This is a genomic window from Kocuria sp. KSNUG (genome assembly GCF_049532735.1).
In the GTDB taxonomy this organism is placed as follows: Bacteria; Actinomycetota; Actinomycetes; order Actinomycetales; family Micrococcaceae; genus Kocuria; species Kocuria rhizophila.
In genome coordinates, this window is sequence record NZ_CP150981.1 from 1,396,354 (window position 1) to 1,423,299 (window position 26,946).

A 26,946-nucleotide genomic window follows, 5' to 3' on the forward strand; every position below is an offset into this window, starting at 1 on the left:
AGCCCGCAGCGGTGACGACCGGCACCCGCGCGCCGACTCCCCACCCCGACGCCGCCCTGGGGGACGCCGCGATCGCCGCCCGGATCTGGCCGCTGCTGGGGGCGAGTGCCCTGGGACTCGTGCCGTTCACCCTGTACTCCACGGCGCTCGTGGAGATCACCCGCGACGCGCAGAGCGATGCCGCGCTCATGGGCTGGCTGCGCGGCACGGGCGGAGTGGCCGCGCTGCTGGTGGGTCTCGGCTGTGCACCCCTGCTGGATCGCGTGCCCCGGGGTGCACTTGCGTCCGGGGCGCTCGCGGTGATCGGCCTCGCGTGCGCTGCGGCGGTCCACGGCGCGGTGTGGTCCTGGACGGTCTTCTGCCTGCTCGTGGGCGCGGCCACGAGCGTGCTGAACCCCGCGGTCTCGGCCATGGCCGCGGACCGTTTCGCGGACGGCGCCACGGCGGGCCGTGCGGCCACGCAGATCTCCGCCACGATGACCCTCACGGCAGTTCTCGGCGCGCCGGTCCTCGCGCTGTCCGCCCGGTGGTGGGGCTGGCGCGGGGACCTCCTGGCGGTGGTGGCACTGGCCGGGCTCACCGCGGTCGCTCTTCTCCGCCGGGGGAGGCCGGCCGCTGCCGGGAGGAGCACCCCGGCAGGGACGGGCGTCAGACCCGGGTACGGGCAGGCTCTGCGCACCGCGTGCAGGATGCCCGGGGTGGGTGCCCTCCTGCTGGTGTCCGTCCTGCGGACCACCTCGTTCATGGGGCAGCTGTCCTACCTGGCCGTGCTGTGCTCCGAGCGCTTCGGCGCGGGCCCGGGGCTGATCTCCGTGGTCTGGGGCGTCTCCGGGCTGTCCTTCTTCCTGGGCAACTGGTTCGGCGGGCGGTTCCTGCGCTCCCTGACGGCCGGGCACCGAGCCGCACAGCTCGCCGCGGGGGCCGCCGCGCTGGGAGCCGCGGCGGTCTACGGACTGTTCGTCACGGACCACGGCGGGGTGGCGATCGTCATGACGGTGGTGCTGGGGCTCACCCACGCGGTGGTGGCCGCCGTCGTGACCACGCTGCTGGTCCGTGGCTGCCCCGGGAACCGCGGCACGGTGCTCGGGCTCAACGGCGCGGGTCAGAGCCTGGGGGTGTGCGTGGGAGCCACGGTCGCCGCAGCAGGTCTCTCGCTCGGCGGCTGGCCGGGCGCGGGACTTGCCCTCGGGGCCGTGAGCGGGCTCTGCGCGCTCGTCGCGGTGTTCGCCGCGCGGCGTCTGCGTGAGGGCAGACCCCTCAGATGACGTGCTCCTCCCGGGCACGGCTCACGGCGGCGGTGCGGTTGTCCACGCCGAGCTTGTCGTAGATGTGCACCAGGTGGGTCTTGACGGTGGCCTCGGAGATGAACAGGGACCTCGCGAGGGCCCGGTTCGAGGCGCCCGTGGCCAGGCCCCGCAGGATGTCGATCTCACGCGGGCTCAACGAGGTCCCCGGGGTGCGGACCTGGTTCATGAGCCGCGCCGTGACCGAGGGGGAGAGCACGGGACGGCCCGCGGCGGCGTCGTGCACGGCCTGGCCGATGCTCTCCGGCTGCGCGTCCTTGAGCAGGTAGCCGGTGGCTCCCGCCTCGAGCGCGGCGACCACGTCCGCCTGGGTGTCGTAGGTGGTGAGGATCAGCACGGGGGGCCCGCCCGCGGCGACGATCCGCCGGGTGGCCTCCAGCCCGCCCATCCCGGTGCCCATCTGCAGGTCCATGACCACCACGTCCACGCCGTGCCCGGGCGCCTCCAGCCGTTCCAGGGCGGCGCGCCCGTCCTGCGCCTCGGCGCACACGGTGATGTCCCCGAGGGACTCCAGCACGGCCCTCAGTCCGGCGCGCACCACGGGGTGGTCGTCCACGAGCAGCACTCTGGTGGTCATGCGGTGGCCCTGCCTCCGGGTCGGTGGTGGTCTGCTTCGGTGGACGACGCCGTAGGGTCGCCCTCGCCGCGGTGCGGCACCAGGGCCGGGGGAGCGGCGTCGTCGCCGGTCCCCTGGATGGCGGGCGCCCCCGCCTGCGACGTCTCCCGCGTGAGCGGCAGCCGCACGTTCACGGCGGTGCCGCTGCCCGGCTCGGACTCCACGGTGAGCTCGGCACCCAGCTCGGCCGCGCGGCGTCGCAGGTGGGAGAGGCCGAACGAGTCGTCCTCGTGCGCGCGGGACACGGAGCGGGGATCGAAGCCCACGCCGTCGTCCACCACGTCCAGTGCCACGGCGTCGTCCCAGCCCTCCAGCGTGACCACCACGCGGGTGGCACGGGCGTGGGAGAGGACGTTCGCGAGCGTGGACTGCGTGGCACGGATGAGCATCGTGCGCTGCCGGTCCGAGAGGTCGGGCAGCGTCCCCTGCTCGCGGAACTCGCACGAGAGCCCGGTGCCGGCGGCGCGGGAGCCCTCCTCCGTGCGGCGGCAGACCTCGGCGAGCGCGCTGGGCAAGGATTCGTCCAGGGCGGGGGAGGCCAGGTCGCGGACGAACCGCCGGGCCTCGGCCAGGTTCGCGGCGGCGGTGTCCTCGATCGTGGCCAGCCGAGTGGCGGTCACGTCTCGCTCGTCCGAGGACAGGGACTGCTGGGCCGCACGGGAGACGAGCACGATCGAGGTCAGGCCCTGCGCGAGGGTGTCGTGAATCTCCCGGGAGAGCCGCTCCCGCTCGGTCATGGTGCCCGCGGTGCGCTCGCGGCGCGCGAGCTCGGCGCGCGTGGACTCCAGCTGGCGGATCACGCGCATGTGGCGGCGGGTGTCCCGGTACAGGGCGCGGTAGCCGTAGCTGACCAGCACCGCCACGACCGCCCCGATGCTCGGGCCCACGGCCATGGGCGCGGTGAAGGTCCCCGAGGGCACGTGGATCAGCTGGGAGAGCACCACCACGCCGGTGAGTACCACGATGCTGACCAGGGCCACCGCCGGGGGCAGCAGCACGGGGTAGAGGAAGAAGAGGGGGAAGACCACCCACGCGAAATCCCGGCTCAGCAGCGCCAGGGCGATCCACAGGACGGTCACCGAGCCCAGCCACACGGGGGTCCAGCGCAGCCGCGCCGGGTTCGCGCGACCGCCGGCCACCCGGTTCTCCACCGTGGTGCCGAGCACGTAGGTCGCGGTGAGCAGGGCGGACAGCACGAGCACCACTGCTGTGGCGGCACCACCGCCGGGCGGCTGCATGAGCGTGCGCAGCACCGCGAGACCAAGCAGGGCCGCGAAGCTCAGGTGCAGCGAGACCCGCATGACCCGAAGCAGGGCCGGGGTGGACAACTCCTGACGCACGATCTGCCTTCCTGGACGGCGGCCGGGGAACGGGGGCAGGAGTGGCCGACTCCGTGGTCATGGTACGCACGTGGCCTGCAAGGGCATCAACCGATCGGTTGATTCCGGGATCAACCGCCTGCGCGGCCCGGTTCAACCGCGCTGGCGATCCGCGGCGGGCCGCAGCGCACGAGACTGGGAACAGTCCAGAAAACTACGTCACGGGAGTTCCCATGTTCTTGTCCCTGAGGGACATCACGTTCGCCAAGGGCCGGTTCGCGCTGCTGGCCACGGTCGTGGCTCTCATCACCCTGCTGCTGGTCCTGCTCACGGGCCTCACCAACGGTCTGGGTCATCAGAACACGTCCGCCCTCGAGCGTCTCGAAGCCCAGCGCATCGTGCTCCAGGCACCCCCGGGTGACTCGGACACGCCGTCCTTCACCACGTCGCAGATCGACGAGAAGCAGCTGACGGCCTGGGAGGACGCCGTGGGCGAGGACCAGGTCGAGCGTCTCGGCATCACCCAGACCAGCGCGAGCCGCGGGGCGCAGTCGGAGGACGACTCCGCCCGCACGGACACCACCGCCGTGGCCGGGATCGCCCTGGAACCGGGAACCTCCCTGGCCCCCGGGCTCACCGCGACCTCCGGGGACACGCACCCGGGCAAGGGCGAGGTGGTGCTCAGTGAGACCCTGGCCGAGGACCTCAAGGTCTCGGTGGGGGACACCGTGTCCATGGGTGGCACCAGCCTGAAGGCCACCGGGATCACGGAGGACGAGTACTACAGCCACGTGCCCGTGGCGTGGATGAGCACGGAGGACTACCCGGCCGTGGCCCACACCTCCCCGGAGGAGCAGGCCACCGCGCTGGCACTGACCACCGCCGACTACCCCCAGGACGTTCCGGGCGACTCCGACACCGTGGCACTGGACACCAAGGGCTCGCTCGCCGCGCTGCCCGCCTACCAGTCCGAGCGCGGATCGCTGCTCATGATGCAGGCGTTCCTGTACGGGATCAGCGCGATGGTCGTGATCTCCTTCCTGACCGTGTGGACCATCCAGCGCACCCGCGACATCGCCGTGCTGCGCGCGCTCGGGGCCGGTCGCACGTACGTGGTGGTGGACTCGCTCGTGCAGGCCGCCGTGGTGCTGACCGTCGGCGTCCTGGTGGGCGGTGCCCTGGGTCTGCTGGGCGGAATGCTCGCCGGCTCCGCGGTGCCCTTCGAACTGAGCGTCGCCAGTGTGGCCGTGCCCGTGGTCGGGGTGCTGGTCCTCGGCCTGCTCGGCTCTCTGCTGGCCGTTCGCCGCGTCTCCACCGTCGACCCGATGATTGCCCTGGGAGGTAACTGATCATGCATGCTGCTGAGTCCGAACCGCGCCACCGCGCCGAGCACCACGAGCACCACCGGGGCCACGCCCACGACCCCCGCCACGAGCACGACGCCGCCCGCCACCCCCAGGCAGGGTGGCACCCCGGCGAGACCTCCGACGAGGATTCCGCCGCGCCCGCACTGAGCGTGCGCGAGGTCACCCTCGAGTACCCGGACGGCACCGCCAACGACGGCACCCCGCGCACCGTGCGTGCGCTGGACCGCGTGAGCCTGGAGCTGCAGCGCGGGGAGATGACCGCCCTGATCGGCCCCTCGGGGTCCGGCAAATCCTCCCTGCTGGCCGTCGCCGCTGCCCTGATCAAGCCCACGTCCGGAACCGTGATGGTTGCGGGGGAGTCCCTCACCGAGCTGCCGGAGAAGGAGCTCGCCCGGATCCGCCGCGGCCACACCGGCATGGTCTTCCAGCAGCCCAACCTGCTCGCGGCCCTGACGTCGCGCGAGCAGCTCGTGCTCTCGGCCCACGTGGCAGGCGCCCGTGGCAAGGAGCTCAAGGCCGCCCGCACGCGCGCCGACGAGCTGCTCGAGCAGGTGGGCCTGGTGGACTGCGGCGACCGCCGCCCCCACCAGCTCTCGGGCGGGCAGCGCCAGCGGGTGAACATCGCCCGGGCGCTCATGAACGACCCCCAGCTGCTGCTCGTGGACGAGCCCACGGCCGCCCTGGACCAGGAGCGCTCCCGCGCCATCATGGAGCTGCTCGCGAACCTCACCCACGAGTTCCGTCTGGCCTCCCTGGTGGTCACGCACGACACCGAGTTCGTGCCGCTGGCGGACCGCTGCGTGACCATGGAGGACGGCCGCCTGCAGTGACCACGACGCCGCCGGCGGCGCGCGCGGGCATGGCCTGCCCGCGCGCCCGCCAGTGGTATTTTGGGAGCGGACTGACCTTTTGAACACCACCACGTACTCATCGGAGGCGGCATGAGCCATGCAGTGGGCCCCACCAGCGGCCACTCACCCAGGGCAGGAACACGCACCACCAAGAAGCCGGGCGCGGCGTCCATCGTGGACGTCGTCAAGGTCTTCCTCAGGCTGCTGCCCAAGCAGCTCAAGGACGAAGCACAGCTGGCCGTCCTCGAGCTCAAGGCCAAGGGCATCAAGCTGGGCATCGGCGCCGCGTTCGCGGTGGTGGGCCTCATCTTCCTGGGCCTCGCCGTCATCGCCCTGGTGGGAGCGGCCATCGCCGGACTCTCGCACGTGATGCCCGCATGGCTGGCCGCGCTGCTGCTCGCCGTGGTGTTCCTGGTGGTGCTCGCGATCCTCGCCCTGATCGGCGTGTCCAAGATCAAGGGCGCCCTGCCGCTCATGCCGGAGAAGGCCGTCTTCGGTCTGCGCTACGACCTCGGCGTGGTCAAGGAGGGCTCCGCCTACAACGAGGGCCGCGTGCAGCGCGACATCAACGAGGCGGAGCAGAAGAAGCAGCGCGAGAAGGAGGAGGCCGCGAACGACCCCAACCAGGTCAAGCCGGTCAAGCCCACGGAGGAGCAGCTGCGGAACCGCCTCAAGCTGCGCCGCGAGCACCTCAAGAGCCTGCGCGACGACACCCAGAACCGTGTGGACTCCGTGCAGTCCGCCACCCAGGGCTTCGTCAACCGCACCTCGCGGACGTTCTCCTCCACCCAGGAATCGGTCAAGTCCACGTTCGCCTCGAAGGGCGGCTCCCAGGGCGTGCGCCCGGAGGGATCCACCTCCACCTCGGACCTGCTGAGCGAGCGCTGGCAGCCCCTGGCCGTGGCTGCCGCAGCGGGCACCGCGTTCCTCGTGTTCCTGCGCAAGCTGCTGAAGTAGACGCACCCCTCGCGGTTCCTCGGAACCGATGAGTCCACAGAAGGCCGGGCCCTCGGGACCCGGCCTTCTGCGTGCCCGGAGGCGTGGCACCTCGGGTTCGGGACAGCGCCCGTCCGGGACTGTGGCGGGCCCGCATCGTGAGGGAGACGTCGGACGGGTGGCGCGCGCGGCGTCGGACCGGGTGCGCGTGCGGCGTCGGCGTGTGCCCGGAGAGTGGCGCTGGCTGAGAACCCTACGATGGGACCGTGACGTCCCAGCGAGGCTTGCGATGAACCAGTGGGTGGCGGTCGCGCTCGCGCTGGCCTCGGCGGTGTGCCTGGCGGTTGGCACGCAGACACAGTCCCGGGCCGTCACGGGCCACACCTCCGGAGCCCTGAGCCCCCGGGCGCTGCTTACACTGCTGCGCAACCGACGGTGGCTCGCGGGGACCGGGCTGCTCGTGCTGGGGATGCTCCTCAACGTCTCGGCCCTCGCCCTGGCCACCGTGACCGTGGTGCAGCCGCTCGGCGTCGTGGCCCTGGTGATCACCACGCTGCTGCACGCGCGCCGCGAGGGGCTGAGGATCAACCGCCGCACGTGGCTGGCCGTGGCCCTGTGCACCGCGGGCGGTGCGGGCTTCGTGGTGTGCGCCGTGGCGGGAACCGACCCCGCGCACCGGCCCGGCCCGGAGGCGGAGCGGCTGGTGGTGCTGATGCTGGTGGGTCTCGTGGTGCTCATGGGCATCGCGGAGATCTTCGTGCGCCGGCACCGGATCAGCATCTTCTACGTGCTCTGCGCGGGCGTGCTCTACGGCTTCGTGGCGGTGCTCGTGCGCCTGGTGGCCACGGCAGTGGGGGACGGCGGGATCGCGGCCGTGAACTGGCTCAGCGTGCTCATGGTCGTGGTGGCGGCCGCGCTCGGGGGCTGGATGGTGCAGTGCGCGTACTCGTGCGGGCCTCCGGACCTGGTCATCGCGGGGCTCACGGTGGTGGACCCCATGGTGGGAGTGGCGCTGGGGCTGGCAGTGCTGGGAGAGGCCGGGCCCACCTTCACAGGTGTGCTGGGGGCGGGCATGGGCGTGGCAGGTCTGATTGCTATAGTCGGCGTGGTCCTGCTCTCCCGGTACCACCCGGAGGTCGTCAGGCGCCGAGCCGCTGCTCGCAACGGCACCCGGGGCCAGGGAAGCGGCACCAGTCCCCGGTCCGCCTCGGCTGAGAGCCGGACCGGCCACGCCGACCAGTGACCTACGTACGGAACCCAACGCCTTGAAGATTCTGATCACCGCAGAGACCTACCCGCCCGACGTCAACGGGGCGGCGCAGTTCGGTCGCAGGCTGGCCCACGGGCTGCTCGAACGCGGTCACGAGGTCCACGTGGCCGCTCCCATGCCCACCCGCGGCGCCTCGCGGACCATGGAGGACCACGGCATCACGGAGCACCGGTTCCGCTCCCACCACGCGGCCACCCATCCGTACTTCCGGCTGTGCCTGCCGTGGGAGATCAAGCGGGAGGTGGCCCGGCTGCTCGACGAGCTGCAACCCGACGTGGTCCACGCCCAGTGCCACTACATCCTCGGCCGACTGATGATTCGCGAGGCGGCGCGCCGGGGCATCCGGGTGGTCGGCACCAACCACTTCATCCCGGAGAACATCGAGCCCTTCCTGCCGTTCCCGGAGTGGTTCATCCGGGGCTACCGCAAGGTCTCCTGGTGGGACATCGCCAGGGTGTTCCGCCACTGCGACGTGATCACCGCCCCCACGCCGCTGGCCGTGCGCACCATGGTGGAGAACGGGGTGCCGGACCGTGCGGTCGCGGTGTCCAACGGCATCGAGGCCGGGCACTACGAGGCCACGGCGGGCGAGGAGATCCGTCATCCGGACCACCCGGTGGTGCTGTTCTGCGGTCGGCTGGCGGTGGAGAAGAACGTCAACGAGCTCATCGAGGCCATGGCCCTGATCCCCCGGGAGAAGAACATCCACGCGGAAATCGTGGGGGAGGGGGAGCAGCGGGACCGCCTCGTGGCACTCGCCCACGAGCGGGGAGTGGCGGACCGCGTCCACTTCCTGGGGTTCCTGACCGATGAGGAGCTGCGGCTCGCGTACCTGCGGGCGGACGTGTTCTGCCAGCCTGGCACCGCGGAGCTGCAGTCCCTGGTGACCCTGGAGGCCATGAGCGCGTCCACTCCGGTGGTGCTGGCCAACGCCCGTGCGCTGCCGCACCTCGCGGACGAGGGCCGCAACGGCTACCTGTTCACCCCGGGAGACCCGGCCGACCTCGCGGCCAAGCTGCAGCTCGTGCTGGACGCGTCCCCCGAGCAGCGGCGCGCCATGGGTGCCCGCAGCCACGAGATGGTCGCGCAGCATTCGTTCACCAGAACCCTGGAGACCTTCGAGCGGATCTACGCGGGCGCCAGCCGTTGAGGTCACGGCGCTGTGGGTGGACACCCGCCTGCGCTCGTACACTTCCCGGGCACGACGGGGGACGTGGGCCATGCTCCGCCCCCGTGTGCACCGGTTCTGCTCACCGTGTGCGGTACCGTGGAGCGGCGCTCGGTCACCGGGCGCCGAGCCTGGGGCGGTAGCTCAGCTGGTCAGAGCAGAGGACTCATAATCCTTGGGTCGTGGGTTCAAGCCCCACCCGCCCTACAGAAATCGCCCTCTCACTAGGCACGATGCTTAGCGGGAGGGCGATTTTCCGTGTTACGGGGTCCGCAATCCATCTGAAACCCACTACTTTCCTGGGAAAGCTTCCAGTTCAGCGGAGGCGTCCGGCGCGTCCGCGAGCTTCTGAACGTAGTGCCGCAGCGTGATCGCTTCGGATGCGTGACCGAGTTGCGCGGAGGCCGCGGCCACGGATGATGCGTGCGCGAGGCGGGTGGCGACGGTGGCGCGGATCATGTGCGGGTGGACGTGCTCGAAGTCGCTGCCCTTCAGTGCGGCGCGCCACTTCTTTCGGAAGTTGCTGGGGTCCATCGGTGTCTCGCGTCCGCTGGGGAACACGAGTGCCGTCCAGTGCTGGCGCCGGCGAAACACGTCTGCGCCGAACTTGGGCAGGAACAGCCGGTGATGCGACCCGGCTGACTTCGGGTGCGCTTGCCGCTGGATCTTCCCGTCCGGCCCGCGCACCACTGTCCCCGTGATCGACAACCGCGGCGTGTCCGTGTCGATCTCCACATCCTCCCAGCGCAGCGCGAGGACTTCCCCGATGCGCGCTCCGGTGGCGAGCAGCACGTCCAGAACGTCCCGTAGGTCGCCCTGTGGGAGCTGCTCACGGAGCTTGTGCACCTGATCCACCGTGAGAGCGTCCACGGCCTTCTGCGGGGCGTGTACGGGCTCGACGGACAGCATGGGGTTGGAGGGGATCGCGTCTCGCCGTGTCGCGAGGGAAAACAGGTGCCGCATGACCGTCTGACAGAGCTTTGCAGTCGCAGCACCGTGAGTGACTTTGATCGACTGGAGCACGTTGTCCAACAGCCCCACGGAGCACTCGTTGAGTCGGACGGCTCCGAGCTTTGGGAGGATGTACCAGTCCAGGACCTCCCGGTATCGGCGAACGGTGGCCGGCGCGGAGTCTTTGTCTTGAAACACCACCCACCAGACGGCGGCGAGCTCGGCAACGCGGGTGGTGCGCTCGATGGTCCCGTTGGTGGGAGTCTGTCGATCCGCGATCGCTTCTCGGAGCGCCCGTTTCGCTGCGGCCTCGGACTTCCCGTGCCGTTCTATAAGCCGGATCTTCCCGTCCATGTCCCGGTAGCGGGTGCGGGCGCGCATGTGGCCGTTGGGCATGGTGGTGAGGGTGAAGTCACCAGCGGTGCCTAGGGGGAGCGGTGGCCTACTCATCGAGCTCATTGGGCTCGTCAAGGCCCTCCCCGTCTACCCCGTCTTGCTTACGTCGTTCGGCCTCATCTGCGATCCAACCAAATGCCTCGTAATCGGCTCGTTCGACTAGGGCATGTAGATCTTCATCGACGTAGGCCTTGGCCCACTTTTTGGCTTGTTCGAGATTGGCTTGCCCTTCTTCGAGGAGGAGGGAAGAGACGTCCAACCTCTCCATGTCTCGTAGTAGACCCCGTAGTGCCCCCCGGCTTTCCTCCCAGTCGCGAACGTAGGCAACGACCTTGGTGCGGTATGAGTTGGCCGCTTCGATTTCGCTCCAAAACCTTTGCAGCGTCCTGGACTCTTCATTGGGCGCGGTCATGTAGCCGAGGTGCACCCCCAGTAGGCGAGACAGGGCGCGTGCTTCGCCGAGGCGGACGGGCCGCTGGCCCTTCTCGATCCGACTCACGGTCGCTTGGTGAAAGTCTGACCACCCGGCGTCCACCATCCGGCGTGCCAGCTCTCCCATTGAGAGCCCCTGCTCCTCTCTGCACTGCCGCAGGGACTGTCGGAAGCGGTCCTCTTCGAGTAGTTCTCGCGCTGGTATCTCCATGCGCCCCATGCTCGCACGTGTCGATTGACATTCTCAAACGCGCGTGTATCGTTACTCTCGGTTGGGTTGGCCAATCCAACGCGGACGATTGGGAAGGAAGCTATGGAAGATCGGTTCTTGTCCATGCAGGACCTCGCGGACCGCTACGGGGTGAAGCTGCAAACCGTTCGCAGCTGGAGGATGACCGGCTACGGGCCGCGGGGGTTCAAGGTCGGAAGTCTTGTCCGGTACCCCCTCGCGGAGTGCGTGAAGTGGGAGGCGGAGCAGCTTGCTGAAGCGAAGGCCTGAACCGGCAAGCACCAGGGCGAAAGCTCACAGGTCCGCGGGGGCCGCGCCAGGGTCCATCATGCCCGCGGGCCGATACGCGGCCACGAAGCAACGGGTCCGTGACCACGCCGCGGCGCACGGTTACCGGATGTCACGGAACTCCATCGAGCGGGCTGCCAAGTACGTCATGGCCGCCGAAGACGGTGCGTTCTTCGACGTGGGACCGTCCCCGCTGACCTACCGGGACGACACCGGGGAACGCGCCACCGGCCGCGGCTCCGTAGCTGTCCACGAGTTCGTGCGGGAGCTGATCCAATGAGTCCGCGCCGGCCCCGGGGCGCCGTCCAGGAGCCCATTGAGGATTACCACGACACCGCCCGCACCGGGCATGAAATTGGCCGCCCCGTCGAAAATTTGGCGATCGACGACGGGACGGCCTTGAACAGAAATACCCCTTCGAACGAGGAGCTTCACATGTTCCAGACTATCAACGCACCCGCCCGCCCCGCGAACGTCCCGCCCAGGTTCCGGGCTGAGTGCGACACGGACGGCTCGCTGCTCTTCTGGGGTGCGGACCTGGTCGCCGAGGATGACTTCTACGCCGAGTCCGTGAGGTACCCGCGGGCGCCGGAGGACACGCGATACAACCTGGAGCTGACCATCACGGAGGGCACCTCCGAGGAGATCCGCGCCGCCCTGGACCGGTTGTGCGCGTGGTGGGCATCCCAGGAGGCGCACCTGGACGGCACGGAGGTGACCCGATGAACGCGGCCGTGAAGGACGGTCTGCGCCGCACGAGGTACAAAGCGCAGTTGCGCTTCTACCTGGAGCACTACGGGGCCACCGCACTGGGGTCGCTCACCGTACCCCGCGACCCCGCCGAGTACGTCCACCTGCTGAACACCGCCCGGCTGGATAAGAGCGTTCTGGACGGGAATGCGCCGGTGTACCTCGCGCTGTGCTCCTACCGCTGGCAGAAGCGTCCTGCGCTGGTCTCGATCCACGGGACGAACCCCGGAGACGAGTTGTGCCCCGCGTGCTACGTGCTGGCGCACTGGCCCCAGCATGACGAGGGGGACGCGGCATGATCCGCAATCTCCTCGCACGAGTCACACCCCTGACCCTCGCGCTGGGCATCCTCGGCTACTTGTTCGTGGCCGCCGCTCTCGTCACCGCGGTCACCGGCTGATTCCGGTGGAGGGCGCCTTCGAGGGCGTCCCCACCGAAACCCTGCGCGCCGCCCTGGCCTGTCTGGATCACCCGAATCCAGAGGTCAGGGCGGCGTACTTGTTGGGCACGGTCATGGGACGCCAGCATCACCAAGAATCCTTACCCTCACTCGTCCAGCACGTCGTCAAGAAATCACTGTCCGACCAAATGGGCGCACCCCCGTGGGAGGAAAACCCGATCGCGGGTTACGACTACCCGCTAACGGATGCGCAGCGCCGAGAAATGTTCCCGCAGCGACGGGATACCGAATTTGATGGAAGGAGGGCCGCGTGAACGATGAAGGCCCTATTGCACCAGACCCACTGGACGAAGCGTTCGGCGCGGACTGGCTCACCAAACAAGAATTCCCGCCCGTGGAGTACGTCGTGCCTGGCGTAATCCCGGAAGGGCTCACGCTGCTGACCGCGGCCCCGAAGATCGGCAAAAGTTGGATGGTGCTGGGGCTCGGGGTTGCGGCCGCGACAGGGGGCTACGCGTTCGGCCGCATCCGGGTGGACCGGCGCCCCGTCCTGTACCTGGCGCTGGAGGACGGCAAGCGCCGTCTGTTGTCCCGGCTGCGCACGATCGGTGTGGAGGACGGCCCCGCGGGGCTCACGTTTATGACGGATCTGCCAGCGGGGCCGGTGCCCACGATCGACGCGTTCTTGGAGCGCCACGCCCAGGAGCAGCCGCTGGTCATTTTGGACACGCTCGGCAAGATCCGCGGGGTTTACGGGGGCAACGACGCGTACGGCAAGGACTACTCGCAGATGACGGCGTTGAAGGATCTCGTGGACGCCCGCCCCGGCTCCTCGCTGCTGATCGTCCACCACACTCGTAAGGGAGAGGCGTCGGACTTCCTGGACAGTGTGTCCGGGACGCAGGGTCTGGCCGGGGCCGCGGACAGCATCCTCGTGCTGCGTCGGGACCGTCACGCGGACGGTGCCACTCTCCACGTCACGAGCCGCGACGCTGTGGAAGGTGAGTATGCGGTGAACCTCACGGACGGGTCCTGGACTCTCGAAGGGGCAAGTCTGTTGGAGGCGGCGCGAGCTGTGGAGCAGCGCAGGGCCACCGCGGGGGTGGGCGATCCGATGGCCGACCTCGTGTCGAAGGTCCACCAGTACCCGGAGGGGACGAAGGCCACGGACCTCGCCACGCTGCTGGGGTGGGAGGTCTCCAAGGTCCGTACCTACCTCGGACGGGCGTGCGAGGCGGGCCGGATCGAGAAGCTGCAACGCGGCCTGTACGGCCCTGTTATGTCTGTTGCGAGTGTGTCGTCTGACCCCGGGGACTCCCACCAACAACACACACATAACAGACATAACACGCACCACTTGGAGGTGGTGAAGTGACCGGGCCACCCCTGCCACCCCCCCAACCTGAACACGTCCCCCAGCTGCCCACCCGATTCGCATCGGGTGGGCAGTCCCATTCCCAAGGACTACCGATGACCCAAGCATTCACCTGCGCAGTGTGCTCCCACCCCCTCGGCCGGGACGCTCCGCACATGCTGATCGACAACACGGTGGTGTGCCTCACCTGTACCGGCACGCGGGCGGCGCACAAAATCACCGCTTGCCCCGTGAACTGGCACGACGGGTGGGACCACACCACACACGTCACCGACCGGGACACCGCCCGTGTCCTCCTCACCAACGGGGGGCACTCGTGAGCAAGAAACTGCGCGCCGTGCCCTACGTCTGGGACCGCGACACGAACCCCGTGGACGGCATCGCGTTGATGCTCGGACCGTTCGTCAAAGCGTTCGTTCCCCTGGACCGGGTACTGGAGATCTCCGACCGGATGGTGGACCTCTACGAGCAGCGGGAGGAGGTGGAGGAATGGGACTCCCACAAGAACCGCGGACGCTCCGACTGACCCCCGGTTCGCAGAACAAGAAGGCCGGCGTGTTCATCACCACGGAGAACGCCACCGTTTTCATCCCGCAATGGGCGCTACCGGATATCCGGCGACAGCTCGCACAACTGCAGCACAGATTGGAAAAAGCATGATCCTCAACACGAACGACTTGATCCGCGTCAAGGAAATCCGCACCGGGTGCGAACCCCGACACCACCGGGTAGTGGCGTGGACGGACAACGGGGTGCCGTTGATTCTCGGGGTCCGCGGACTTCACGAGCCGCGGTTCCGCCGCTGGGTCCTGGAGGACAAGCTCACGCAGCTGACCGTCCACGAGCAGCACGCCCGGGACGCCCTCGCGGACGAGCTCGGACGCCGGGGGGAACTGGTATGACCATCACCACTCCCAGTGCGGAGAACATGCGGAAGGCTCTCGCGGACGCGATCGCGGCGACCGAGCTTCCCGGCCCCGTGGAGCCCCGCCGAACCGAACCGTCCCTCTCTCGGGAACAGGCCCGTTTCGTCGGAGAACTCGCGTGGCGGTGCGGGCTGGGGCCGTCCGACATCTGGACCGCCACCACCCCGAGGAATCTCCTGGACAAGAAGAACAACCTGGACCCCGAGAAGCTCGCGGCTGCCATCGTGCGCGCCGCCCAGACCACGAAGGACAACCGATGACCGAGACCACCACCACGCAGGACGAGCTGCACGACGAGGACACCGCCCCCACCGAGCAGCACGAGAACCCCCAGGGCACCACACCGGAGCAGCCGGAGGACGACGCCCAGGACACCGAGCAGCCCCAGGCCGAGGAGAAGGATGAGCAGTCCACGCCCCTGGAGAAGCAGCTCGCCAAGGCACGCCGGGAGGCCGCAGAACGCCGTGTCACCGCACGGGAAGCCACCGAACGAGCCGAGGCCCTCCAGGCCGAACTGGACACCGCACGCGGGGACCTCGACCGCTTCAAGCAGGGCATGGCACGGGACATCGTTCAGCGGGGCATGAGCGTCACGTTCGATGCGTTCACCGCCGCCGGCCACACCCTCGAAGACCTCACGGACGAGGACGGCAGGCCCGACCCGGAGAAGATCCGAGCCCTGGACGACGGGCTCGGGGAGAAGTACGGGCGCACCCGATCCGGGAACTTCGGCGGGGTCTCCGCCGTCGAAGCCGCCCGGGCGTTGGCTGACCGGTACGCCAACCCCTTCGGGGACAAGGCCAAGGGTGGATCAACCTGGGGTGACGTGCTCACCAAATAACCCCGAGCAATAACAGGTGGGCCGCCACTATCCACCCCCGGAAAGTGGCGGACCATCTTATCCCCGCGATAGACTGAAAAAAGATTCCCAGGCGGAATCTCGCACAACAACATAACGTTCACGTCCTCCCAGGCTGGAGAACACCAACACCCATTCGGCTGGCCCGAACCGTTGGAGAACACACAAACCCTGTGTATTCACATTCAGCCCAAGGAGGGCTTTCGTATGTCAACGCTTTTCAGCAAGGATCTTTCCCCGATCATCCCCGAGCAGGTCGCCCAGGACCTCCTCATCACCCCGCTCGTGGAGACGAGCATCCTGTTCAACCCTGCGGTTTCCCGCACGGTCATTACCGGCAACCGGCAGATCCGGTTCCCGCGGATCACCCGCCACGCCACCGCCGCGTGGGTCGCCGAAGGCGCGGAGATCCCCGCCACCGACATCGCCGTGGGCGACGAGGTGATCGTGCCCTCGAAGGTCGCCGCCCTCTCGGACCTCACCCGCGAATCCGCCGAGGACTCCGACCCCGCCGCCCAGGAGCTGCTGGGCCAGTCCATGATCCGCGGGATTCGTGAGCGGCTGGACAACTCGTTCCTGAACTCCAAGAACGTCCCGTCCCTGTCCAAGCCCGAGCCCACCGGACTCGCTGGACTGACCGGCGCGACCGAAGCCACCCTCGACCTCACCGACCTGGACAGCTTCGTGGCCGCCGCGTACTCGATCGCCCAGCTCGGGGGCACCGCCACCGCCTACATCGTGTCTCCCGAGGACGCGCTGACCATCGCGACCCTGAAGACGGCCACCGGCTCCAACCAGTCGCTGATCGAGCAGAACCAGCCCGGTGTCACCACCGTCAACGGACTGCCCCTGATCGTGGCCCCGCAGCTCACCGCCGGCACCGCGTACGCCGTGGACAACTCCGCGGTGATCGCTGTGGTCCGCCGTGATGCCACCGTGGAGACCAGCGACGCGCCCCACTGGTCCAGTGACCGCATCAGCGTCCGCACCACCATGCGGGCGGCGTGGGGATTCGCTGACCCCGCCCGAGTTGTTCGCATGACCACGGCCGCGGCCTGACCCATGAGGACGACAGCGCCCCGCACCATCACGGGTGCGGGGCGCGTCACACTCACGACCGTGGTTACTTAGCTTGCGCAGCCAGCTTCTTGGCGACCGCCAATATCACCTTGCCAGCGGGTTCATCCGTTCCATAGTAGGAATGCCAGTCCGTTCCAAATTCGAGGGGCTCGCCCTCCTTGCGTTCCAGCCGAACATGCACTCGGAGAGGCGGGTCATCGGGTGCCTCCTCCCCACGGGGGCGATACTGCTGTTCGACCTCCACGCTACGCACCCGCAAGGATTCGACGCGCAGTTTACCGGGGATTGCGTAGCCGTGGTAGACCGAATGACCCAACGTCCAGGGCAGGGTATAGAGCAGAGTGCCCGCGATGATGTGGACTGCCCCGCCGTTCTTAATATCTTCATCCGCGTTGAGGGTGTACCAGCCCCAATCGACGTCATCCGCGTCCAGGAGCCCACTGAGGGCCTTGTCGAGTTGTGCCCCGTTTACTCGGCTCCGAACTCGGGTTACGCGCTCATCCAGGTACTTGATCTTGTCGTGGATCTCTTTGCCCGGCCACTCGCTGGTCTCCATCGATTCTCCTTGTGTTGTGCGCCAAAGCACATCTTTAGATGCATATGCATCATACGTATTGCGGCACCGAGAGGTCGCTGCGCGCCCCCCGACGCCCCACCCCCATGCCCCTCCCGGGTGGGGTCCGTGCGTCGCCCCCGGCATAGACGTATCCCTCCCCAGGGTTTGCACACCGTTTATGGTGCGTCTGACCTGGGGCGATGCAGGGTGCTTCTGAGCCCGGTTTGTGGGCTTCTGCGGGTGGGCTTGTACCGCGTGTTTCCGGGGTTTTTCGCGTACACATGGGCCGTGCCCCGGGTTCTGGGCCGTGGTGCCCGCGGGGTGGGTCTCCTGCTTTTACATCGTCTGACCGGAGGAGTCTGATCGTGGAGAGAATGTCTGTCCCGAAGTGGCGGGTGGGGGTGGATCAGCAGCGTGACCGGCTGCGGGTCCGGGTGGCGATCGGTTCCCGGTTCCGGTTGCTGGAGGTTTCGGACGCCCGAAGGATCGCGGACAGGATCCACGACACGTGCGACTGGATCGAGGAGCTGCGGCGTCGCCGGGACGAGCGGGGAGGGGCAATGCCCCCATACCCTGCTGATTAGGCAGGGTACGGGGGCGCGGCCACGGCTCGGACATTACCCTTCAGCGGGCTCCACGGCGTCGAGCCGGAACGTGCGGATCTCGCCCGTCTCCTGGTCGAGTAGCCGAACTACCCACATGTTCAGTTCCCGGGCGGTGCTGAGGTACTCGGGGGCCGGCCGTGATCCGTGCCTCCCAACTGCTTCCATCACTGTGCCTGTGGCCTTCACGCGGTAGTGAGTGGTATGGGGGTTGCTCATGGGCTTGTCTCCTATCGTGAGCCGGGCGCGCCCGGGTGGCGCGCCGCTGCGACCATTGCCTCACCACTTTCCCGGGCGGGCTGCGATGGTGGGGGACGTGTCGCCGTGTCACCGAAAAAGGATGCGGGCTACCGGGGGTTCCCTACATCCCACCTTTTACCCATCTTTTACCGCCATATGACGACCAGCCCGAATCAACGTGGATAGTTACGCTGGCCGCACGGCCCTGCGGTCGCGGCTATGTGAAGGAATGCCGGAGTACCCATCTGAATGGGGTCGCTCATAATCCTTGGGTCGTGGGTTCAAGCCCCACCCGCCCTACACGCCGGTGGTCACGCGCGAACGGCACCGGACGAAGGCCCTCGACGGCGGTCGGGGGCCTTTCGCGTATCCGTGACCCGCGGGCGGGGCCACCCCCGTAACGGTCGGGCAGCGGGCGCCGTGCGCTAGGCATCCGGCACGGGCAGCAGCACGGAGGGGCGCAGGTCCACCACGAACTGCAACGGGTTCACGTACTCGCCGTCCTGCCGGACGCCCCAGTGCAGGCTGCTCCCGCGCGGCCCGTGACCCGGGGCCGCCACACTCGCCACCACCTGCCCGCGCGTCACGTGATCGCCCTCGTGCACGAGTGCGGTGACCGGCTCGAACGAGGACTTCCGCCCGTCCCCGTGGTCGATCGTGAGCACCTCGCGGTCCACCACCACGCCCGAGAAGCTCACGACTCCCGCAACGGGGGAGCGGACGGGAGTTCCCGGAGGTGCGGCGAGATCCACCCCGCGGTGACCCGGCAGCCACTTCTGGGCCGGTGCCTCGAAGGAACGCTCGACGCCCGGGCGGGGAGACACCGGCCATGTCCAGCCGGCTCCGGCCGCAGCCGCGGGAAAGGCACCCAGCACGAACAGGGCCGTGAGGAGAGCCGCGAGGCCCAGGGCGAGCCACCGTGGCCCGGGACGCGCCGTGCCCGTGGCCGAAGGTCGTCCGGGAAGCCTGCGGTGCACGTCCCCGCGAGGACGGGCCACCGGCCCCACGGTGGGGACCGGCGGTCGGCCGGTCTCGCCGGTCCCGGCGTTCAGGGCAACCGGCCCGGCGATGTGTGCCGAAGCAGGAGTGGGGGCGTGGGTGGTCGGGGCGGTGACCGAGCGGAGCGGGTGAGGCATGGAACCAGGGTGGCGCGGCGGCGTCGTGCTGCCGGGGGAGGAGCGCGCGATGTGGAGCGGAGGTGCCGCGTGATGCGCTAGACTGGCCTGTGCAGTTGCCCTGCCATCAGATGCGCATGCCCGTTCGCGGGTGGGCGTGGCAGCAGGGAACTGACTTCGCGCGCGAAGGAACCCGGAACGGATCCGTTCCCTCCGGGTGCGTGCCCCTCGGTCCGGATCCGCCTGTGGAACCGGTACGGGGCACGTCGGACCCGCTCCACGAGCACGGTCCGCGCATCGCGCCAGGGACCGGCACGTCCGGTCGACAACCGTCAACCCACGGTGGCCCCCGGGCCGCCGGATACTCATGAGGAGACGACATGCCTGTCGTTACCATGCGCCAGATGCTCGACAACGGCGTCCACTTCGGTCACCAGACCCGTCGCTGGAACCCTAAGATGAAGCGCTTCATCTTCACCGAGCGCAACGGCATCTACATCATCGACCTGCAGCAGTCGCTGGGCTTCATCGACAAGGCCTACGAGGCTGTCAAGGCCACGGTCGCCCACGGCGGCACCATCCTGTTCGTCGGCACCAAGAAGCAGGCCCAGGAGGCCATTGCCGAGCAGGCCACCCGCGTGGGCATGCCCTACGTGAACCACCGCTGGCTCGGTGGCATGCTCACCAACTTCCAGACGGTCTCCAAGCGCATCGACCGCATGAAGGAACTGGAAGAGGTCGACTTCGACGACGTCGCCGGCTCGCAGTACACCAAGAAGGAACTGCTGCTGCTGCGCCGCGAGAAGGAGAAGCTGGAGCGCACCCTCGGTGGCATCCGCAACCTCACCAAGACCCCGTCCCTGATCTGGATCGTGGACACCAAGAAGGAGCACCTCGCGGTCGACGAGGCCCAGAAGCTCGGTGTGCCGATCGTCGCGATCCTGGACACCAACTGCGATCCGGACGAGGTCGCGTTCCCCATCCCGGGCAACGACGACTCCATCCGCTCCGTCTCCCTGCTGACCCGCGTGGTCGCGGACGCCGTGGCCGAGGGCCTCATGGAGCGCCACAACGGCAAGTCCAACGCCGCCGAGGAGCCCATGGCCGAGTGGGAGCGCGAGCTGCTCGAGCAGCACGAGGGGCAGAAGTCCGAGCAGGCCGCCCCGGCCGCTGAGGCTCCCGCCGCCGAGCAGGCCGCCCCGGCCGCTCCCGCCGAGACCGAGCAGAAGGACGCCCCCGCCGCCGAGTGAGGCCGCGGAAGGTGTTCACCTTCCATTCTCCCCGGTGACCCACGATGGTGACCGGACCCGCCCGGGCGTCCACGGACGCCCGGGCGGACACAACCGACAACAGAGGAGTTCACATGGCGAACTACACCGCTGCTGACATCAAGGCCCTGCGCGAGCGCACGGGCGCTGGCATGCTGGACGTCAAGAAGGCGCTGGACGAGGCCGACGGCGACGCCCAGAAGGCCCAGGAGATCATCCGCGTCAAGGGTCTCAAGGGTGTGACCAAGCGCGAGGGCCGCTCCACCGCCGAGGGCATCGTGGTGGCTCGCACGGAGAACAACGTGGGCTACATGGTCGAGGTCAACTCCGAGACCGACTTCGTGGCCAAGTCCGCGCCGTTCGTGGAGTTCGGCAACAAGGTGCTCGACGCCGCCGTGGCCGCCGACGCCGCGGACCTGGACTCGCTGCTCGCGGCTGAGGTGGACGGCACGCCCGTCTCCGAGCTCGTGACCGAGACCGGTGCGCTGCTCGGTGAGAAGGTCGTCGTGCGTCGCGTGGCCCGCGTGGCCGGTGACCACGTGGCCGTGTACCTGCACAAGACCTCCAAGGACCTCCCCGCCCAGGTGGGCGTCCTGCTGGCCGTGTCCGGCTCCGAGGCGGAGACCGCCGCCCACGACGTCGCGGTGCACATCGCCGCGATGTCCCCGGCGTTCCTCTCCGAGGAGGACGTTCCCGCCGAGACGGTGGAGAACGAGAAGCGCGTGGCCGAGGAGACCGCCCGCAACGAGGGCAAGCCCGACAAGATCATCCCGAACATCGTCCAGGGCCGCCTCAAGGGCTACTACAAGGACGTCGTGCTGGTGGACCAGGACTTCGCCAAGGACTCCAAGAAGACCGTGGGCCAGGTGCTGTCCGAGGCCGGCGCCACCGCCACCGCCTTCGCGCGGTTCCGCGTGGGAGCCTGATCCACGACCCCACCGGGCCCGGCGCTGCACGCACGTGACGCGCTGACGGCCCGCAGCGGCGTCGTCCGCGGGAGACCGCGGCGCCACCGCACCCCGTGACGGCGGGGCACCACCCGGGAGACCGGGGTGCCCCGCCGTTTCTGTATGCTGGAGGGCGGTCTGCCGAGCCCGTGACGGACGCGATGTGTCCGCTCTGCCGCCCGAGGGCGGGGACACGTCCTGCGGACGGGTCCGACGACCAGCTCGACCACTGCCCTGACGACTCATCGCCCCCGGGAGGATCCATGCCCACCACCAACGAATCCGAGCCCCAGGACGAGGCGATCCGCATGAGCCGCGACTCCCGCCGCGCCGAGCCGGCGCGCCGCAGGGTCCTGCTGAAGCTCTCGGGCGAGGTCTTCGGCGGCGGCAGCGTGGGCGTGGACACCACCGTGGTGCGCCAGATCGCCGAGCAGATCGCCGCGACCGTGGGCCAGGTGGAGACCTCCATCGTGGTGGGCGGCGGCAACTTCTTCCGCGGCGCCGAGCTCTCCCAGGCCGGGATGGACCGCTCGCGGGCGGACTACATGGGCATGCTGGGCACCGTGATGAACTGCCTGGCGCTGCAGGACTTCCTGGAGCAGTGCGGGGTGGACACGCGCGTGCAGTCCGCGATCAAGATGGAGCAGGTCGCGGAGACCTACATTCCGCGCCGGGCCATCCGACACATGGAGAAGGACCGCGTGGTCATCTTCGGTGCGGGTGCCGGACTGCCCTACTTCTCCACCGACACCGTGGCCGCCCAGCGTGCCCTGGAGGTGCACGCCACCGAGGTGCTGATGGCCAAGAACGGAGTGGACGGCGTCTACACCGCGGACCCCCGCAAGGACCCGGACGCGCAGCGCCTCGCGAGCCTGACCTACGACGAGGCCCTGGCCAGGGACATCCGCGTGATGGACCAGACCGCGTTCGCCCTGTGCCGGGACAACCACGTGACCATGCGCGTGTTCGGCATGGAGGGCGCGGGCAACGTGACCCGTGCGGTGCTGGGCGAGGAGATCGGCACCCTCGTCACGGCCTGACCGGACGAGCAGCCCGCGGCGCACGAGAGCCCGGGCGGCGGGCGCGACCACCCGGGCGCGACCGTTAGAGTGGAGACCACGTTCCGTTGCCGCCGGTGCCAGACGACCGCGGCCGTCGCATAAGGAGAACCACCCGTGATTTCAGACGTCCTCTCGGAGGCCACCACCAAGATGGGCAAGGCGGTGGACGCGGCGAAGACCGACTTCTCCACGGTGCGCACCGGCCGCGCGAACCCGGCCCTGTTCTCGAGCCTGCTCGTGGAGTACTACGGCACGCCCACCCCGCTGCAGCAGCTGGCGTCCTTCCAGACGCCCGAGGCCCGCACGCTGCTCATCACGCCCTACGACCGCAGCGCGCTCAACGACATCGAGAAGGCCCTGCGGGACTCGGACATCGGCGCCAACCCCGCGAACGACGGCAACGTGATCCGCGTGGTCATGCCCGAGCTCACCGAGGAGCGCCGCAAGGAGTACGTGAAGATCGTCCACGCCAAGGCCGAGGAGGCCCGGGTGTCGGTGCGCAACATCCGCCGCCACGCCAAGGAGTCCATCGAGAAGTTCGTCAAGGACGGGGACGTGGGCGAGGACGACGGCAAGCGCGGTGAGAAGGATCTCGACGCCGCCACCAAGAAGCACATCGACCAGGTGGACGAGCTTCTCAAGAACAAGGAAGCCGAACTGCTCGGCGCCTGATGGCCTCGCCAGATTCCGACTCCGCGCCCACCACGCACCCCGCGACCGCCCCCACGGCGCCCGCGGGGCAGGGCGTGCCGCAGCGCGACCGGGACCCGCTGGCCACCGGCTCCCTGCGCCACGTCCTCGCGCGTCCCTTCCACCGCAGCTCCGAGCACAGGGCGCCGTCCCGTGCGGGACGCAACCTGCCCGCGGCCGTGACGGTGGCGGTGGTGCTGATCGCCACGCTGCTCACCGGCCTGTTCTACGTTCCGCTGGTGCTGGCCCTGCTGGCCGGGGCCGCGTCGGGCATCGGGGTGTGGGAGGTTGCACGGTCCCTGACCTACAAGGGCGTGCAGATCCCCAAGGTTCCCGCCGTCATCGCGGCGGTGCTCATGCCCCTGGCCGCGTTCTTCGGAGGCGGCGAGGCGCTGTCCATGGCGCTCGTGCTCGCGGTCACGCTCGTGGTGGTGTGGCGCGCCTTCGGGCCGCGGCACGGCATGATGCTCTCGATCATGGGATCCGTGTTCGCCCTGGTGTGGGCGTCCTTCCTGCTGAGCACCGCCGTGCTGCTCTACCACTCGCCGGACGGCTCCCGGAAGGTGCTCACGGTCATCCTCCTGGCCATCAGCTCCGACACCTTCGGCTACGCGGTGGGGGTGGTGTGGGGCAAGCACCCCATGGCTCCCAGGATCTCGCCCAAGAAGTCCTGGGAGGGTTTCGCCGGCTCCGTGGGCGGCGCCGTGGTGGTGGGTGTGCTGTGCGCCGAGTTCCTGCTGGAGATGCCGTGGTGGCAGGGTGCGGTGCTGGCCGTGGCCATCGTGGCGGTCTCCACGGTGGGGGACTTCTCCGAGTCCATGATCAAGCGCGAGATCGGGATCAAGGACATGGGGACCCTGCTGCCGGGCCACGGCGGTGTGATGGACCGGATCGACTCGATCCTGTTCGCGGTCATCACCGGCTACGTCATCTTCGAACTGTTCAGCGCCCTGGCCTGACGCCACGCCGGGGCGCCGCTGCCGGGACCGGTCACCGCGCGTGACCGGTCCCGATCTCGTTCTCGAAAGGGCTCGCATGACATCTCAGGACCGTTTCCCCCGCTGCGGCGACCGGCTGTGGGGCTACGACACCGCCCAGGTGGACGACCTCCTGGACCGCCTCGAGGCCCTGCGCGCCACCACGACGCCGCCCGCGGCCTCCGAGCCCGTGCCCACTTCCGCGCGGGTGGACTCCGCCGCCCGCACCCCCTCCGGCGAGGGCACCGACCCGGCCACGGGCTCCCACGCGGTGGGGGACCGGCGCATGGGCAGCCGGCAGCTGCGCGAGCGGGTCTTCGACCGCGCCCGCGGCGGCTACGACCCCGCGGCCGTGGACGCGCACCTGGACGTGCTGGAGGACGAGCTGTTCGAGCGCGAGCGCACCGTGTTCATCGAGGAGCACGGCGAGCAGCGGTGGAACGAGCACGTGGAGTGGCTGGGCGGGCTGCTGCTGGGACGGCTCAACCGGCCCCACTCCGAACGCTTCCGCCGCCCCCGCAAGCACCGCACCCAGGGGTACTCCGCGGCCGAGGTGGACGTCCTGTGCGACCGCCTGGTGGCGGAGCTGCGCAGCGGTGAGGACGTCTCTCCCGAGCTCCTGCGCCACGCGGTGTTCCGCCCGGCCCAGGGCCAGCGGTGCTACGAGGAGCAGCAGGTGGACGCCTTCCTGGACCGCGCGGTGGAGTTCGTGCTCGCGGTGCGCGGCAGGGGTGCCTGACCGGCGATTCTGTATACACAGTGTCGGACAGCCTGCAGGGACCACCAGTGACTCGCCCGTAATTTCAAGGATTATTGCAGCAGTTTTCTGCCACCTCTTGTGTCTTTGGATACACAACTCCTAGTGTGGTGCCCATCACACTAGGAGGCACTCATGGCATCCACGTCCTCTGTCGACCCGAACGGCTCCCCGGCAGCCTTCGGCATCGACTTCCCCGCGGTGCAGCGCTCGGAACAGTTCCAGCGCCTGCGCAAGACCCACCGGTCCTTCGTGTTCCCCATGGCCGTGGCGTTCCTGGTCTGGTACCTGCTCTACGTGGTGCTGGCCATCTACGCTCCCGGCTTCATGTCCACCCCGGTGGCGGGCAACATCAACCTGGGGCTCGTCCTCGGGCTGCTGCAGTTCGTCACCACGTTCGGCATCACCGCGGCGTACGTCGCGTTCGCCAACCGCACCCTCGACCCGCAGGCCACGGCGCTGCGCGAGGAGCTCGAGGCATCCCTCGACAAGCAGACCGAGACCGACCAGGAGGTCCGGCCATGATCGCCGTTCCCGCGATGTCCCTGCCCGCGGTGCACCTCGCGCAGGAGAGCTCCGCGACCGTGGGCAACCCCGCGATCAACATCTCGATCTTCCTGGGCTTCGTGCTCGTCACGCTGGTGGTGGTGATCCGGGCGTCCAAGTCCACCGCCACGGCGGCCGACTACTACGCCGGCGGGCGCTCCTTCTCCGGAACCCAGAACGGGCTGGCCATTGCCGGTGACTACCTGTCTGCGGCATCGTTCCTGGGCATCGTGGGGGCCATCGCCCTGCAGGGCTACGACGGGTTCCTCTACTCGATCGGTTTCTTCGTCGCGTGGCTCGTGGCGCTGCTGCTCATCGCGGAGCCGCTGCGCAACACCGGTAAGTTCACCATGGCGGACGTCCTCTCGTTCCGGCTGCGCCAGCGCCCGGTCCGCGTGGCGGCCTCCATCTCGACGCTGGCGGTCACCTTCTTCTACCTCCTGGCGCAGATGGCGGGCGCGGGTGCGCTCGTGTCCCTCCTGCTGGGCATCAGCTCCAAGGCCGGCCAGTCGCTGGTGATCGTGATCGTGGGCGTCATCATGATCGTCTATGTGCTTGTGGGCGGAATGAAGGGCACCACGTGGGTGCAGATCATCAAGGCGTGCCTGCTCGTGACCGGCGTGGCCGTGATGACCGTGTGGATCCTCGCGATGTTCGGCTTCAACCTCTCGGCCATCATGGGCGCCGCGGTGGAGACCAACAACAACCCCGCGATGCTCGAGCCCGGACTGAAGTACGGCGTGAGCGAGATCTCCAAGCTGGACTTCATCTCCCTCGGACTCGCGCTCGTGCTCGGCGCGGCGGGGCTGCCCCACGTGCTCATGCGCTTCTACACGGTCCCCACGGCCAAAGAGGCCCGGAAGTCCGTGGTGTGGGCCATCACCCTGATCGGCCTGTTCTACCTCTTCACTCTGGTGCTCGGCTTCGGTGCCGCCGCCCTCATCGGAGCGGACCGGATCAAGAGCGCACCCGGAGGAGTGAACTCCGCAGCACCCCTGCTGGCCTACGAGCTCGGTGGATCGGTGCTCATGGGTCTGATCGCGGCGGTCGCGTTCGCCACCATCCTGGCCGTGGTCGCGGGACTGGCCATCACGGCGTCGGCGTCCTTCGCGCACGACATCTACACGTCCGTGATCAAGAAGGGGAACTCGGACCCGCGCCAGGAGCTGCGCGTGGCCAAGACCACCGTGGTGGTCATCGGTCTGATCTCCATCGCCGGCGGCATCGGCGCCCAGGGGCAGAACGTGGCGTTCCTCGTGGCGCTGGCCTTCGCGGTGGCGGCCTCCGCCAACCTCCCGACCATCCTGTACTCCCTGTACTGGAAGCGCTTCACCACCCGCGGGGCCGTGTGGTCCATGTACGGCGGGCTGATCCTCTCCGTGGTGCTGATCGTCTTCTCGCCGGTGATGTCCGGCTCGGAGACCTCCATGATCCCCGGTGCGGACTTCGCCATCTACCCGCTGTCCAACCCGGGCATCATCTCCATCCCGGCCTCGTTCCTGCTGGGCTTCCTGGGATCGGTGACCGAGCGGCGCCGTGAGGATCCCCTCAAGCAGTCCGAGATGGAAGTGCGTTCCCTCACAGGTGTGGGCGCCGAGAAGGCCGTCTCGCACTGACTCCACCGCGGCGGCCCCGGTTTTCAGGGACCGCCGCGGTGCACCGGAGCCCAT

Annotated in this window: 30 protein-coding genes and 1 tRNA gene; 25 read left to right on the forward strand and 6 right to left on the reverse strand. The window is 68.9% G+C overall.

Annotated elements, in window-relative coordinates; genetic code table 11:
- The first annotated feature begins 11 nt into the window (after positions 1 to 11).
- Entirely contained in the window at positions 12 to 1,265 is a 1,254-nt protein-coding gene (locus AABM36_RS05990) for an MFS transporter (protein ID WP_423445247.1), read from the forward strand.
- On the opposite strand, the gene AABM36_RS05995 is transcribed toward AABM36_RS05990, so the two are convergent.
- Both AABM36_RS05995 and AABM36_RS06000 read right to left on the reverse strand, forming a co-directional pair.
- On the reverse strand, positions 1,258 to 1,881 hold the full coding sequence (locus tag AABM36_RS05995) for a response regulator (RefSeq protein ID WP_423445248.1): 624 nt from the start codon (positions 1,879 to 1,881) through the stop codon (positions 1,258 to 1,260). The genes AABM36_RS05990 and AABM36_RS05995 overlap by 8 nt on opposite strands.
- Positions 1,878 to 3,260, reverse strand: a complete 1,383-nt coding sequence (locus AABM36_RS06000; RefSeq protein WP_423445250.1) for a sensor histidine kinase — start codon at positions 3,258 to 3,260, stop codon at positions 1,878 to 1,880. The genes AABM36_RS05995 and AABM36_RS06000 overlap by 4 nt, the downstream gene beginning before the upstream one ends.
- A gap of 212 nt (positions 3,261 to 3,472) precedes the next feature.
- Between AABM36_RS06000 and AABM36_RS06005 the strand changes: the two genes are divergently transcribed.
- The 6 genes from AABM36_RS06005 (at position 3,473) to AABM36_RS06030 (ending at position 9,038) form a co-directional block, all read left to right on the forward strand.
- Positions 3,473 to 4,588 carry an ABC transporter permease gene (locus AABM36_RS06005; RefSeq protein ID WP_423445251.1) on the forward strand — a complete coding sequence of 372 codons (1,116 nt, stop codon included), beginning with the start codon at positions 3,473 to 3,475 and terminating at the stop codon, positions 4,586 to 4,588.
- Positions 4,589 to 4,590: 2 nt separating this feature from the next.
- Positions 4,591 to 5,436 carry an ABC transporter ATP-binding protein gene (locus AABM36_RS06010; RefSeq protein WP_423445253.1) on the forward strand — a complete coding sequence of 282 codons (846 nt, stop codon included), beginning with the start codon at positions 4,591 to 4,593 and terminating at the stop codon, positions 5,434 to 5,436.
- A gap of 111 nt (positions 5,437 to 5,547) precedes the next feature.
- Positions 5,548 to 6,414, forward strand: coding sequence for a phage holin family protein (locus AABM36_RS06015; protein ID WP_423445255.1), 867 nt, complete (start codon positions 5,548 to 5,550; stop codon positions 6,412 to 6,414).
- A 268-nt stretch (positions 6,415 to 6,682) separates the two neighbouring features.
- Positions 6,683 to 7,636 (forward strand): DMT family transporter, encoded by a 954-nt coding sequence (locus tag AABM36_RS06020; protein ID WP_144803247.1) that lies wholly within the window; start codon positions 6,683 to 6,685, stop codon positions 7,634 to 7,636.
- 22 nt (positions 7,637 to 7,658) lie between these two features.
- Positions 7,659 to 8,813: a glycosyltransferase gene (locus tag AABM36_RS06025; RefSeq protein WP_423445257.1), complete on the forward strand. Its 1,155-nt coding sequence runs from the start codon at positions 7,659 to 7,661 to the stop codon at positions 8,811 to 8,813.
- A 151-nt stretch (positions 8,814 to 8,964) separates the two neighbouring features.
- Positions 8,965 to 9,038: transfer RNA gene (locus tag AABM36_RS06030), tRNA-Ile, on the forward strand.
- Between the two features lie 84 nt (positions 9,039 to 9,122).
- Here the strand turns inward: AABM36_RS06030 and AABM36_RS06035 are convergent.
- Positions 9,123 to 10,178 carry a tyrosine-type recombinase/integrase gene (locus tag AABM36_RS06035; protein WP_423445259.1) on the reverse strand — a complete coding sequence of 352 codons (1,056 nt, stop codon included), beginning with the start codon at positions 10,176 to 10,178 and terminating at the stop codon, positions 9,123 to 9,125.
- A 46-nt stretch (positions 10,179 to 10,224) separates the two neighbouring features.
- A complete protein-coding gene (locus AABM36_RS06040) occupies positions 10,225 to 10,821 on the reverse strand; it encodes a helix-turn-helix domain-containing protein (protein ID WP_423445261.1) in 597 nt (198 codons plus the stop codon).
- Positions 10,822 to 10,923: 102 nt separating this feature from the next.
- Between AABM36_RS06040 and AABM36_RS06045 the strand changes: the two genes are divergently transcribed.
- The 10 genes from AABM36_RS06045 (at position 10,924) to AABM36_RS06090 (ending at position 16,496) form a co-directional block, all read left to right on the forward strand.
- The gene (locus tag AABM36_RS06045; RefSeq protein ID WP_423445262.1) at positions 10,924 to 11,109 is read left to right on the forward strand and encodes a helix-turn-helix transcriptional regulator; all 186 of its coding nucleotides are present in this window, start codon (positions 10,924 to 10,926) and stop codon (positions 11,107 to 11,109) included.
- Between the two features lie 127 nt (positions 11,110 to 11,236).
- Complete coding sequence (locus AABM36_RS06050) at positions 11,237 to 11,407, forward strand: hypothetical protein (protein ID WP_423445264.1); 171 nt, start codon at positions 11,237 to 11,239, stop codon at positions 11,405 to 11,407.
- Positions 11,408 to 11,562: 155 nt separating this feature from the next.
- Positions 11,563 to 11,853 (forward strand): hypothetical protein, encoded by a 291-nt coding sequence (locus tag AABM36_RS06055; protein ID WP_423445266.1) that lies wholly within the window; start codon positions 11,563 to 11,565, stop codon positions 11,851 to 11,853.
- Complete coding sequence (locus tag AABM36_RS06060; protein WP_423445267.1) at positions 11,850 to 12,176, forward strand: hypothetical protein; 327 nt, start codon at positions 11,850 to 11,852, stop codon at positions 12,174 to 12,176. The genes AABM36_RS06055 and AABM36_RS06060 overlap by 4 nt, the downstream gene beginning before the upstream one ends.
- Before the next feature lie 411 nt (positions 12,177 to 12,587).
- Complete coding sequence (locus AABM36_RS06065) at positions 12,588 to 13,652, forward strand: AAA family ATPase (RefSeq protein WP_423445269.1); 1,065 nt, start codon at positions 12,588 to 12,590, stop codon at positions 13,650 to 13,652.
- A 316-nt stretch (positions 13,653 to 13,968) separates the two neighbouring features.
- Complete coding sequence (locus tag AABM36_RS06070) at positions 13,969 to 14,178, forward strand: hypothetical protein (protein WP_423445271.1); 210 nt, start codon at positions 13,969 to 13,971, stop codon at positions 14,176 to 14,178.
- 130 nt (positions 14,179 to 14,308) lie between these two features.
- Complete coding sequence (locus AABM36_RS06075; RefSeq protein ID WP_423445273.1) at positions 14,309 to 14,554, forward strand: hypothetical protein; 246 nt, start codon at positions 14,309 to 14,311, stop codon at positions 14,552 to 14,554.
- Positions 14,551 to 14,838 (forward strand): hypothetical protein, encoded by a 288-nt coding sequence (locus AABM36_RS06080; RefSeq protein WP_423445275.1) that lies wholly within the window; start codon positions 14,551 to 14,553, stop codon positions 14,836 to 14,838. Before AABM36_RS06075 ends, AABM36_RS06080 begins: the two co-directional genes overlap by 4 nt.
- The gene (locus tag AABM36_RS06085; RefSeq protein ID WP_423445277.1) at positions 14,835 to 15,419 is read left to right on the forward strand and encodes a hypothetical protein; all 585 of its coding nucleotides are present in this window, start codon (positions 14,835 to 14,837) and stop codon (positions 15,417 to 15,419) included. Before AABM36_RS06080 ends, AABM36_RS06085 begins: the two co-directional genes overlap by 4 nt.
- 225 nt (positions 15,420 to 15,644) lie before the next feature.
- On the forward strand, positions 15,645 to 16,496 hold the full coding sequence (locus AABM36_RS06090) for a phage major capsid protein (RefSeq protein ID WP_257744951.1): 852 nt from the start codon (positions 15,645 to 15,647) through the stop codon (positions 16,494 to 16,496).
- A 64-nt stretch (positions 16,497 to 16,560) separates the two neighbouring features.
- On the opposite strand, the gene AABM36_RS06095 is transcribed toward AABM36_RS06090, so the two are convergent.
- Both AABM36_RS06095 and AABM36_RS06100 read right to left on the reverse strand, forming a co-directional pair.
- Complete coding sequence (locus AABM36_RS06095; RefSeq protein WP_423445279.1) at positions 16,561 to 17,073, reverse strand: hypothetical protein; 513 nt, start codon at positions 17,071 to 17,073, stop codon at positions 16,561 to 16,563.
- 1,267 nt (positions 17,074 to 18,340) lie between these two features.
- Entirely contained in the window at positions 18,341 to 19,051 is a 711-nt protein-coding gene (locus AABM36_RS06100; RefSeq protein WP_423445280.1) for a M23 family metallopeptidase, read from the reverse strand.
- 359 nt (positions 19,052 to 19,410) lie between these two features.
- Between AABM36_RS06100 and rpsB the strand changes: the two genes are divergently transcribed.
- The 8 genes from rpsB to AABM36_RS06140 all read left to right on the forward strand — a co-directional run bounded on the left by rpsB (position 19,411) and on the right by AABM36_RS06140 (position 26,892).
- On the forward strand, positions 19,411 to 20,280 hold the full coding sequence (gene rpsB, locus AABM36_RS06105) for a 30S ribosomal protein S2 (RefSeq protein ID WP_019310866.1): 870 nt from the start codon (positions 19,411 to 19,413) through the stop codon (positions 20,278 to 20,280).
- A gap of 113 nt (positions 20,281 to 20,393) precedes the next feature.
- The gene (tsf, locus tag AABM36_RS06110) at positions 20,394 to 21,224 is read left to right on the forward strand and encodes a translation elongation factor Ts (RefSeq protein ID WP_019310867.1); all 831 of its coding nucleotides are present in this window, start codon (positions 20,394 to 20,396) and stop codon (positions 21,222 to 21,224) included.
- 329 nt (positions 21,225 to 21,553) lie between these two features.
- Entirely contained in the window at positions 21,554 to 22,285 is a 732-nt protein-coding gene (pyrH, locus tag AABM36_RS06115) for a UMP kinase (RefSeq protein WP_029603509.1), read from the forward strand.
- A 135-nt stretch (positions 22,286 to 22,420) separates the two neighbouring features.
- Complete coding sequence (gene frr / locus AABM36_RS06120) at positions 22,421 to 22,978, forward strand: ribosome recycling factor (protein ID WP_019310869.1); 558 nt, start codon at positions 22,421 to 22,423, stop codon at positions 22,976 to 22,978.
- On the forward strand, positions 22,978 to 23,955 hold the full coding sequence (locus tag AABM36_RS06125) for a phosphatidate cytidylyltransferase (protein ID WP_257744947.1): 978 nt from the start codon (positions 22,978 to 22,980) through the stop codon (positions 23,953 to 23,955). The genes frr and AABM36_RS06125 overlap by 1 nt, the downstream gene beginning before the upstream one ends.
- Positions 23,956 to 24,031: 76 nt before the next feature.
- The gene (locus AABM36_RS06130; RefSeq protein WP_019310871.1) at positions 24,032 to 24,712 is read left to right on the forward strand and encodes a DivIVA domain-containing protein; all 681 of its coding nucleotides are present in this window, start codon (positions 24,032 to 24,034) and stop codon (positions 24,710 to 24,712) included.
- A gap of 153 nt (positions 24,713 to 24,865) precedes the next feature.
- Entirely contained in the window at positions 24,866 to 25,255 is a 390-nt protein-coding gene (locus AABM36_RS06135) for a DUF485 domain-containing protein (protein ID WP_019310872.1), read from the forward strand.
- Positions 25,252 to 26,892 carry a solute symporter family protein gene (locus tag AABM36_RS06140; protein WP_019310873.1) on the forward strand — a complete coding sequence of 547 codons (1,641 nt, stop codon included), beginning with the start codon at positions 25,252 to 25,254 and terminating at the stop codon, positions 26,890 to 26,892. The genes AABM36_RS06135 and AABM36_RS06140 overlap by 4 nt, the downstream gene beginning before the upstream one ends.
- The last annotated feature ends 54 nt before the right edge of the window (positions 26,893 to 26,946 follow it).